This window comes from Actinomadura bangladeshensis, assembly GCF_004348335.1.
Classification (GTDB): domain Bacteria; phylum Actinomycetota; class Actinomycetes; order Streptosporangiales; family Streptosporangiaceae; genus Spirillospora; species Spirillospora bangladeshensis.
In genome coordinates, this window is sequence record NZ_SMJW01000288.1 from 1 (window position 1) to 9,403 (window position 9,403).

Consider the following 9,403-nt stretch of genomic DNA (forward strand, 5'->3'; position numbering starts at 1 on the left):
CCCCGCCCTCGGCGGCCTGTTCTTCCGCGCCGGCGACCCCCTCAACGACGGCGGACTCGCACCCGACCTCCTGCGCACCTGCGACCTCACCAACCAGCGCCTCCTGTCGGCCATCCGCCTCCTTACCGAGTTCAGGGACAAGAAGGGACGCGTCCACCGCGTCGACTACCAGCACCTCGACGCCGAAGAACTCGGCAGCGTCTACGAGTCCCTGCTCGAACTCGAACCCCAGATCGACGGCGCCGAACCCCGCTTCTGGCTGGAGAATCTGCGCGGCAACCAGCGCAAGACCACCGGCTCGTACTACACGCCCACGGCGTTGATCGACGAGCTGCTCAAGACCACGCTCGACCCGATCATCGAGGAATACGCCAAGTCCGGGAACCCCGACGACCTCCTGAAAATCACCGTCTGCGACCCCGCCTGCGGTTCCGGACACTTCCTTGTTGCCGCCGCCCGCCGCATCGCGAAGAAGTACGCGGCCATGTGGAGCGGCGACGAGGAACCAACACCGGCGACGATCCGCGAAGCGATGCACAAGGTCGTCGAACGGTGCGTCTACGGCGTCGACCTGAACCCCATGGCCGCCGAGCTGGCGAAGTTCTCCCTCTGGCTCGAATCGCTGGAACCCGGACGGCCTCTCGCTTTCCTGGACTCCCACATCAAGGTCGGCAATTCCCTGCTGGGGACGACCCCCAAGCTGCTGCTCCAGGGAATCCCGGACGAGGCGTTCAAGCCCATCGGCGACGACGACAAGAAGATCGCCGCGCAGTTTCGCAAGGAGAACGCCAAGGAACGCGGCCGGCAACTCGCCATCCAGGACGAGGGTTTGTTCGACCTGGTCCGCACCCCGGAAGACACGACCGAGTTGACCCGCCAGGCCACCGCCCTGAACCGGATGCGGATCGGCACCATCGCCGACATCCGCGAACAGGCCCGCCGCTTCCGGACGCTCCTCGACTCCCCAGAACTCGCCAACCGCAAGCGCATCGCCGACGCCTGGTGCGCTGCCTTTGTTTATCCGAAGCAGACGAAGCCGCGCCCCATCACGTCCGCCACCCTCCAGATCATGGGCGGGGACGAGGAGGCCCGGAAGCTCTTCGCCCAGGCCGCGCCTACGGAGGAGATGGAGCGGGAACTCGAGAAGATTGTCGAGCAGTACGGCTTCTTCCACTGGCACCTGGAGTTCCCGGACGTCTTCCGCGTCGGCAACGACTCGGTTCCGGACGCGAACCACGACACCGGCTGGCAGGGCGGCTTCACGTGTGTCCTCGGCAACCCTCCGTGGGACCAGGTTCAGGTGGATGCCAGAGAATTCTTCGCTGCAAGCCATCCGGAGATAGCGCAGGCCTCTAACATGGCCGCCCGTAACAAGAAACTCGCGGAACTTGAAGAGAAAAACCCGGTGTTGTACGGGGAATACGCGGATGAGACCAGGAAAAACGATGGCCTGAAGCATTTCGTCCACGATTCGGGTCGTTACCCTCTAACGAGTTATGGACGCCTCAACACCTACTCCCTGTTTGCCGAGGCGGCACGAACCATCGTGGACGGTGACGGACGTGTTGGTCAGGTGGTCCCGACCGGCATAGCTACCGACTCTTTCAATCAATACTTCTTCAATGACTTGATTCAATCGCGTTCCCTGATATCTCTGTATGAATTCGAAAACGAAGAGTTCGTGCTCAGCAGGGACGTGCATCACAGCTTCCGGTTTTGCTTGCTGGCCACTTCAGGAAAGTCAAAGATTACTGAGGAATCCGTATTGGCTTTCGGTGCCCGAAAGGTGCCGGACCTAGAAGGCCGCAAGTTCGTCATGCCGGCCAGTGACATACTGCTCCTGAACCCGAACACCGGTACTTGCCCCGTGTTCAGGGCCAGCCGCGATGCGCGGATTGTCTTGAACGTATATCGCCGGATTCCGGTTCTTGTGAGGGAGAAAGGACCCAAGTCGAATCCGTGGGGCGTCCGATTTCTCCTCATGTTCATGATGAACTCGGACTCTCATCGATTCAAGGAGCGAGGCGAGTTGGAACGGGGAGGGGCGGACCTGGTGAGCGGCAACTGCTTTGCTCATGGGACGAAGAACTTCGTTCCGCTGTATGAAGCGAAGATGATTCACCAGTTTGATCACCGCCTCGGAACTTACGAAGGCCAGAGTCAAGCTCAGGCGAACATGGGCACGCTTCCACGGTTGTCCGATGTCGACAAGTGTGATCCGGTGAAGGTTGTTCTGCCACGCTACTGGATTGAGCAAAAGGATGTAGCGAATCGCTTGGAAGGCCGATGGGATAAGGAATGGCTTCTCGGCTGGCGTGATATCGCCCGAGCAACTGATGAGCGCACTGCCATCTTCAGCACACTACCGCTGTCGGCAGTCGGTCACACTCTTCCGCTGATGATGCCAGCGCTTTCCCCTGTCGCTGGTCTGTATGCCAATATGAATGCGTTCATATTGGATTATATTTTGCGGCAAAAAATGGCTGGAACTCATCTAACATATGGTTATGTAAAGCAACTGCCGGTCTTGCCGCCAGTTCACTATGAGAAGAGCACACCGTGGGAATCAGGTACCTCTCTCGCGCAGTGGATTGAGAAGCGCGTAGTAGAACTCTCCTACACCGCATGGGTGCTGGAGTCGTTCGCTGAAGAGCTAGGAGACAGCAAAGCACCGTTTAAGTGGGATGGTGTGCGGCGGTCCGCAATTCGGGCCGAGTTGGATGCTGCGTACTTCCACCTCTACGGTGTTGCCCGTGATGACGTCGACTACATCATGGACAGCTTCGGAGCCTTCCAGCGCAACGACCCCGAACGGTTTGCGCGGACGAAGGCGCTGATCCTGGACGTTTATGACGCGATGGCGCAGGCCATGGAGACGGGAGAGCCGTACAGGACGATCCTCGATCCGGCTCCAGGAGAGGGACCGCGTCACCCGGATAGATGAGTGTGGACGGGTTTAGGACGCGACCGGCCTTGAGGCGAGCGGGCTCGCCTCAAGGCCGGTGATGTTTGGCGGGGGGATCAGTGAGCGTGGATGCGGATCTCGTCGAGTAGGGTCCGCCATTCCTTTCTAGTGAGTTCCAGGGTCGGGCCGTTGCCATGAAGCTTGGTGTCGCGGACGCCGATCGTGCCGTCGGTCGCCCGGCCCACTTCGATGCAGTGGCCATTGGGTTCGCTATGGCGAGACTTACGCCAGTCGTGGAACTGCTTGGTCATGTTCCCGATCCTGTCTGGTCGGTGAGCCGGTTGGCCACCCGTGCCAGGAAGGCGATGCTGTCCTGCGTGGACAGCGCGGCCTTCCGGAGGCGGTCATATATCCCGGTATACCGTGCCACCTCGCCGCGTTGTGTAAGAACGAGGTCAGTGGTGACGGTGTCGACGATCGCGATGGGCTCGTCCCCAGGCTCGGCGAACGTGTAGAGGTAGAACGACGCCTTCGGGAGGAAGCCTCCGGGGATGCACGTGTCGTGCATCAGCACGCGAACCGTGATCCGCTTCTCGTCCGAGACCGTGCGGATCATGTGCCAGAGTTGCGCGGCCATCGCCTCTGCCGGTACAGGCAGTCGGTGGATCACCGACTCGTCCAGGATGGTCTCGTAAGCCGGTCCGTCCGACCTGAGCAGTTCGCGCTGCCGACGCTCGCGGGCTTCCGTCATCCGGTCCGGTTGGTAGTCGAGTGTCTTCTGGCTCTCGTCGAGCTTGACGAGAGCGTCGATGAACGGACGGCACTGGAGGACGCCGGGGATCGCGGTCTGGTCGTAGCTGCGAACGGTGGCGGAGTTGTACTCCAGGTCGGCCGCGAGCTTCTGGCGGGGCCCCATGGTGACGCCGTACTTGTCCCACCACCCCTTCTGGGCGGCCTCGTGGGCGAGCTTGAGGAGCCTGTCGTACTGGCTGCCGGTTATTTCGAGGGTGTTGAGCATGTTCATGATCTCGGCGAGGTCCGGGCGGACCTGGGCGTTCTCCAGGCGTGAGATCTTGGCGCGGTTGTAGAACATGAGGCTGGCCAGGCCATCGGTGGTGAGGCCCCGGCTCTCGCGGAGTTTGCGTATCTCGGCCGCCAGTTGCCGGCGGCGGACGTAGGGGCTCGGCATCGACCGTCCTCCCGATATCGCGTCGGACACGATCCGCAGCGATCGCTGTCTCTGTGCGATCAGCCACTATCGAGTAATCGTACGGTCACGCTCGGACAAACAATCGACTCGCGCGCCGAAACGGACTGCTCTCCGCCATATCGCCACGCGCAAATCCTGCACGTGCGAACTTTGCGCGTCCGATCCGTCCAGAGAGGTCAGGATTGGAGAGCTCTCGATGTCAGTAGACGCCGGTTTTGCGAAGCCGCATCGCGGGGCCACACCCCGCCTCACCTCACGGCGCTTCGCCCTCGATCGCCCGCAGGAAAAGGACTGCGTCACCTGGATGGGTGAGTGTGGACGGGCCTCAGAACGAGAAAGCGACCAGCCTTGAGGCGAGGGGGCTCGTCTCAAGGCTGGGGATGATGGTCTGTCGGAGGGATCAGAGGGAGTCGGTGCGGATGTTGTCGAGGAGGTTCCGCCATTCCTCCTTGCTGAACTTCAGGATGGGGCCGTTGCCCTGAAGCTTGGTGTCACGGACGCTGACCTTGCCGTCGGATGTCCGTCCCGCCTCGACGCAGTGGCCATCCGGAGCGCTGTGCGTGGACTTCCGCCAGCCGGAGTGGTGCGTGTTCATGTTTCCGATCCTGCCTGGCCGGTCACCCGGTTGGCTACCCGTCCAAGGAAGGCGATGCTGTCCTCGGGGGACAGTGCGGCGTCGCGGAGCCGGTCGTACATGACGTTGTATCTCGCGAGTTCCTTGGGCTGGGTCAGAATGAGATCGGCGGTTACGGTGTCGATCACCGCGATCGGCGGGTCCCCAGGCTCCGCGAAGGAGTAGAGGTAGAAGGACGATTGGGGCGGCAGGCCGCCAGGGATGCGGGCGTTGTGGAGGAGCACCCGAACAGTGATCGTGTCCCGCTCCGTGACCGTCTTGATCATGGATCGGAGTTGAGTCGCGATCACTTCGGGGTGGAGCGCCAGTCTGTGAATCACGCACTCGTCCAGGATGGTTTCGTACACCGGGCCGTCCGGCCTGAGTAGTTCCTGGTGGCGACGTTCGCGAGCTTCAACCATCCGTTCGGGCTGGAGGTCCGGGGACATCTGGTTCTCGTCGAGCTTGATGAGAGCCTCGATGAAGGGGCGGCACTGTAGGGCGCCGGGCATCGCCGTTTGGTCGTAGCTGCGGACGACAGCGGCGTTGTACTCCAGGTCGGCGGCAATCTTCTGGCGCGAACCCACGGTCATGCCGTAGCGATCCCACCAGCCCTTCTGTGCAGCCTCGCGGGCGAGCTTGAGCAGCCTGTCGTACTGGCTGCCCGTGACCTCGAGTACGTCCAGGATGTTCATGATCTCGGCGAGGTCCGGACGGCGCTGGGCGTTCTCCAAGCGTGAGATCTTCGCGCGGTTGTAGAACATGAGGCTGGCCAGGCCATCAGCCGTGAGGCCCCGGCTCTCGCGGAGTTTGCGTATCTCGGCCGCCAGTTGCCGGCGGCGGACGTAGGGGCTCGGCATCGACCGTCCTCCCGATATCGCGTCGGACACGATCCGCAGCGATCGCTAACTCTGTGCGATCAGCCACTATCGAGGAATCGTACGGTCACACTCGGACAAACAATCGACCCGCGCGCCGAAAACGAACACGCCCCCGGGATCGGCACGCGCAAATTCTGCACATGCGACTTTTGGACACCCTCTTCGTCCCGGAAGGCCCGGATCGCGAATCCGACTCATCCGCATGTGTCGGATTCGCGGATCAGTTCCGCGGACCGAGGACGGCGTGTGGCGGTGTGTCGGTCATCAGCGGGCAATCGACCGCCCGGCGGCCCGGGTTGGACGGGTTCGTCCGCCGCCAGCGGTCGGCGGCCCGTGCCCACCAACACGGGCGCCCTGGTCTCGCCGCGTCGCCATTCTGCAGAGCAGCGCACTCGCGGACGGCCAACTTGGCCGTGTACTCCGGGCTGCTCCGACCGAGTGAGGCTCCGCTGGTCGTCGCTGCCGCAGCGAGAGAGGGATCCCGGGCGGCTGGTTCCGTGAACGCCGGGGTGTCCAGGAGCGGCCAACGTGGAAGAGCGAATGCTCAGGCTGCGCGATCACGCTCTGGGACCATGTCGTTACGAAGCCATACCCGACCCTGGTCTTGCCATGAACCCCATGGAGGGTACAGTTTTGACTGTACAGTCACGTCGGTGTCCCCTATGTGACCGTGAGTGCTACAAGCAGGGCCCGATGAAAACGATCGAAGCGGCGAAAGATCGGGATGGCGCCGAGCAGGCGGCGAACTTCATCGCCAAACTGGAGCGTTCACGGAGACGAAAGGACAGAGATCGCATCGCCGACATAGCTGTCCGTTTCAACGACTTCGCCGTCAACGGTCGGCTCAGGGCACCACGGGAGATCAACGATCTCGAAGATGGAATCAAGGAAATCAAGGCTGGAGATGTGAGACTCCCCTTCTATGAGGAGCAGGCCGGCGGCCACCGAGGACTGGTCCGGCTGACGCACGGCTTCTCGAAGAAGCAACAGAAATGCCCGTTGAAGGAGATTCGGAAAGCGATCGCCATCCGGCGGGAGGACCAGCAGCAATGAGTCTTTATGATCGCATCGCCGCGAAGCCCGGCGGTGAGTCCGACCTTGCCAAAGCCCGCCTTCGGTACGAAGTACTGGGTGCGTTGCAGCGAGCATTCACGCTGTCGCAAACCTCGCAGGCTGACCTGGCGAGGAAACTTCGCGTCCGCCGCTCAGCGGTCAACGGAGTCGTTCGCGGTGACGGCAACGTCCGGATCAACACGCTCGCCGAATACCTCTTCGAGATGGGGTTCGAGTTGAACATCGAGCTCGTGGAGGCGGGCGAACCCTACCGGGCCGAATCATCCGGTACCGGGCCGGCTGTGGCCGACGACGCGTGGCAGACGCCCCAGGTCTCCGTGCAGGGGCCCAATTATGTCGTGGTCACCAGCATCAGCGACCCGCTTGTTTATCGCAACGCTGAGACCAGTGCTCCCGCCGCGACCAGGATGGGCTCCTGATGTCAGTGGAGATCGAAGAGTTGCAGCTGATCCTTTGCGACTCTGCATCCGGCGACCCAACCGGCAAGATTCATATGCTCGGGGCAGGCTGGTCCATGACCGGCACACCTACTGCTCCACACGCGGTGGTAGTCATGTTCACATTCCCGCATGACCATGCCGGCCGCAAGTTGTCCCTGCAACTCAGCCTGGTGGACGACGATGGAGAACCCGTGGTGGTAGGGCCGGCCGACCAGGCTGCGCCTATCACGGTTCAAGGCAGTGTTGAGGTACCTGCACGTCCTGACGTGCCCGATGACCTCCCCCTCGGAACGAACTTCACGCTAGCGGTCGGGCCCATGCCGTTGCCCGAGGGACGCTACCAGTGGCGGTTGGATGTTGAGGGCCACACGAAAGCCGTCAGGTTCGCCGTTCTCAGCCCGCCCCAAAAAGGTGCCCCTGCATAGTCCAGTTGGACCGACTGATGCTTGCTTCACCGACGCCTGCAAGGGCGGTGAAACTCAAGTCACTTCCCCGGTATGGGCTGCGCTCTCCTCTGGGTGAGCGGAGGCGGTGGGTGCGGCGGCTGTCTGTCCCTGCCCGGCCTGCTCGCGTTGCCGCGCCGCAAGCCACTGCTCGGTGTAGGCGGTGGCCTCGTCGATGAACTGCTCCAGCCCGGCCCGATCGAAGTCGGCCTCGCCGACAAGGTACAGCAGGATGCAGACCTCGGCGTACAGGACGGTCCTCACATCGTCTGTCCCGCCGTCCTGGAGCGGTGGTGCCCCGACGACACGACGGATCATGTCCTCGGCCACGAACGCGTTGATCAGCCCGGCGTCGTCTTCCGCCTTGATCCGCATGTCGGCCACAAGGCGGACGATCTCACCGACCGTGTATGTCGGCGAGAACCTTCGGCGCACCGCGACGCAGAATGCCCCGTAGAGCAGCGACATGTACCCGGCCGCTGTCTCATCGTCCACCTGGATCTGTTCTGCCAAGGGCGCCCACGCCTCCGGCCCTTCCAGCAGGAAGGACCGCAACGCCAGGATGTTCTCCTCCCGAACCTCAACGATCGAGTAGTTCATCACCCCAGCATTTCGTCCGCGTCCACACGAATCTGGGCCAGAAAAGCGTTGAGATCGGATTCGCTGTAGTTTGCCATTCCTGTCAGAGCGGCTAGCAGGATGATCTGATGACGAAGAATCGTCATGTCGTCCAGTCCTGATAGGGAACCTTGACCGAGCGCATGCAAGATCATCTGCTCGGCGACGTCAGGGTTGATCGCGTCCGGCGCATCGTCGCTTTTCTCGCGGGCTGCCGCAATGAAGTTGATGATCTCTGACCGGTCGGCCGGTTCGCCCTCCTTGACGAATCGCCGCTGGATGGCCTCGAACAGTCCGGCTGCCAGCAGTGCCGCGTAGCCGGCGTTGTTGGATTGGTCGAGTTTATTGAACAGCCGGAGATGCTCCTCAGGCGGCCGTCCGGCCAATTGGGCGTGGAGGGCCGCTACTTGCTCATCCGTTACCGGCATGCCTTCTCCCTATGTATCGTTTGAACAGTCCGACGCCTTGCCTGACCAGTTCGACTGCCACCACGATACCGCTGACGGCACCGACCATCGCGTCGCCGGCCTTGATCGGTTGATCTGTCGCAGTTATACGGTCCGAGATATCACGGACCGCGCATGGCTGTGTCTGCGGGGGCCGTGAGTCAAGGTGTTTGAAGGCCGGTCTCGCAGCCTCGTTGGCGGCGTCCCGGAGCTCTTCGCTCCCTCGGAACATTTCCCGACGGATGTCTTTTGGGCTAGGCGGTCGCTCGGGGTCGCGCTCGCGGAGGTCCCTGTTCTCCGGGTCGTCGCCGGGGTCGCGGAGTTCGCCGCGTCCGCCCTCGCCGCCTCCTGCCCCTACCGGGTCGAGATCTTCGCGGTCGGGAAGTTGTGCGGGTTCCGTTGTCTCCGGTTGGCTCCGGGCCAGTTCTGTGCCGGGCTCGCCGGTGTGCTCTCGCCCATATCGAGGCTCGACGTGGACTTGGCCGCGGCTGTCGGTGTGGACATCGGAGATAATGGGATTGCCGGGAACCTCCGGTTTTATCTGATTGGTCTCGTCCGGGTTCTGTTCGGGACCGTCGTCCTGGCCTTTCTTACCATGGTCGCCGTCGTGTTCGCCGGAGGGTTCCGGTGCCTCCGCGCTCTGGTCGGTTTCTCCGGACGGGGGCGAAGCGTCATCGGTGCTGCGCTGGTCGTCCGTCCCGCCATCGGGAGCGGTGCCACCGGCCGAGGCGTCGCGGGGCTCTGCGCCGGGCTGGGCGGGGTCGCCTTCCCGG

At 62.6% G+C, this 9,403-nt stretch carries 11 protein-coding genes; 4 read left to right on the forward strand and 7 right to left on the reverse strand.

Annotation, left to right across the window (positions count from 1 at the left end; all coding sequences use genetic code 11):
• On the forward strand, positions 1-2,944 hold a 2,944-nt coding region (locus E1284_RS34790; RefSeq protein ID WP_131944408.1), incomplete at its 5' end, for an Eco57I restriction-modification methylase domain-containing protein.
• Between the two features lie 77 nt (positions 2,945-3,021).
• On the opposite strand, the gene E1284_RS34795 is transcribed toward E1284_RS34790, so the two are convergent.
• The 4 genes from E1284_RS34795 to E1284_RS34810 form a co-directional block, all read right to left on the reverse strand.
• Entirely contained in the window at positions 3,022-3,216 is a 195-nt protein-coding gene (locus E1284_RS34795) for a DUF397 domain-containing protein (protein WP_131944409.1), read from the reverse strand.
• On the reverse strand, positions 3,213-4,094 hold the full coding sequence (locus E1284_RS34800) for a helix-turn-helix domain-containing protein (protein WP_131944410.1): 882 nt from the start codon (positions 4,092-4,094) through the stop codon (positions 3,213-3,215). The genes E1284_RS34795 and E1284_RS34800 overlap by 4 nt, the downstream gene beginning before the upstream one ends.
• Before the next feature lie 421 nt (positions 4,095-4,515).
• Positions 4,516-4,710, reverse strand: a complete 195-nt coding sequence (locus tag E1284_RS34805) for a DUF397 domain-containing protein (protein WP_131944411.1) — start codon at positions 4,708-4,710, stop codon at positions 4,516-4,518.
• A complete protein-coding gene (locus E1284_RS34810; RefSeq protein ID WP_131944412.1) occupies positions 4,707-5,588 on the reverse strand; it encodes a helix-turn-helix domain-containing protein in 882 nt (293 codons plus the stop codon). Before E1284_RS34810 ends, E1284_RS34805 begins: the two co-directional genes overlap by 4 nt.
• A gap of 714 nt (positions 5,589-6,302) precedes the next feature.
• Between E1284_RS34810 and E1284_RS34815 the strand changes: the two genes are divergently transcribed.
• Genes E1284_RS34815 through E1284_RS34825 form a run of 3 tightly spaced genes read left to right on the forward strand, consistent with a single transcriptional unit; the run spans position 6,303 to position 7,548 of the window.
• Positions 6,303-6,662, forward strand: coding sequence for a type II toxin-antitoxin system RelE/ParE family toxin (locus E1284_RS34815; protein ID WP_131944413.1), 360 nt, complete (start codon positions 6,303-6,305; stop codon positions 6,660-6,662).
• Complete coding sequence (locus E1284_RS34820) at positions 6,659-7,102, forward strand: helix-turn-helix domain-containing protein (RefSeq protein ID WP_131944414.1); 444 nt, start codon at positions 6,659-6,661, stop codon at positions 7,100-7,102. Before E1284_RS34815 ends, E1284_RS34820 begins: the two co-directional genes overlap by 4 nt.
• The gene (locus E1284_RS34825; RefSeq protein WP_131944415.1) at positions 7,102-7,548 is read left to right on the forward strand and encodes a DUF6941 family protein; all 447 of its coding nucleotides are present in this window, start codon (positions 7,102-7,104) and stop codon (positions 7,546-7,548) included. The genes E1284_RS34820 and E1284_RS34825 overlap by 1 nt, the downstream gene beginning before the upstream one ends.
• A 54-nt stretch (positions 7,549-7,602) precedes the next feature.
• Here E1284_RS34825 and E1284_RS34830 read toward each other — a convergent pair whose 3' ends face one another.
• From E1284_RS34830 to E1284_RS42015, 3 genes are all read right to left on the reverse strand, one after another.
• On the reverse strand, positions 7,603-8,166 hold the full coding sequence (locus E1284_RS34830) for a hypothetical protein (protein WP_131944416.1): 564 nt from the start codon (positions 8,164-8,166) through the stop codon (positions 7,603-7,605).
• Positions 8,166-8,612 (reverse strand): hypothetical protein, encoded by a 447-nt coding sequence (locus E1284_RS34835; protein WP_131944417.1) that lies wholly within the window; start codon positions 8,610-8,612, stop codon positions 8,166-8,168. Before E1284_RS34835 ends, E1284_RS34830 begins: the two co-directional genes overlap by 1 nt.
• The coding region (locus E1284_RS42015; RefSeq protein ID WP_165965540.1) for a hypothetical protein at positions 8,596-9,403 on the reverse strand (808 nt) is incomplete at its 5' end. The genes E1284_RS42015 and E1284_RS34835, both read right to left, overlap by 17 nt.

Excerpts from the sequence above, each read along its gene's own strand:
- E1284_RS34810 (WP_131944412.1), bottom strand. The coding sequence starts at position 5,588 with ATGCCGAGCCCCTACGTCCGCCGCCGGCAACTGGCGGCCGAGATACGC.
- E1284_RS34820 (WP_131944414.1), top strand. The coding sequence starts at position 6,659 with ATGAGTCTTTATGATCGCATCGCCGCGAAGCCCGGCGGTGAGTCCGAC.
- E1284_RS34835 (WP_131944417.1), bottom strand. The coding sequence starts at position 8,612 with ATGCCGGTAACGGATGAGCAAGTAGCGGCCCTCCACGCCCAATTGGCC.
- E1284_RS34800 (WP_131944410.1), bottom strand. The coding sequence starts at position 4,094 with ATGCCGAGCCCCTACGTCCGCCGCCGGCAACTGGCGGCCGAGATACGC.
- E1284_RS34815 (WP_131944413.1), top strand. The coding sequence starts at position 6,303 with ATGAAAACGATCGAAGCGGCGAAAGATCGGGATGGCGCCGAGCAGGCG.
- E1284_RS34830 (WP_131944416.1), bottom strand. The coding sequence starts at position 8,166 with ATGAACTACTCGATCGTTGAGGTTCGGGAGGAGAACATCCTGGCGTTG.
- E1284_RS34795 (WP_131944409.1), bottom strand. The coding sequence starts at position 3,216 with ATGACCAAGCAGTTCCACGACTGGCGTAAGTCTCGCCATAGCGAACCC.
- E1284_RS34825 (WP_131944415.1), top strand. The coding sequence starts at position 7,102 with ATGTCAGTGGAGATCGAAGAGTTGCAGCTGATCCTTTGCGACTCTGCA.
- E1284_RS34805 (WP_131944411.1), bottom strand. The coding sequence starts at position 4,710 with ATGAACACGCACCACTCCGGCTGGCGGAAGTCCACGCACAGCGCTCCG.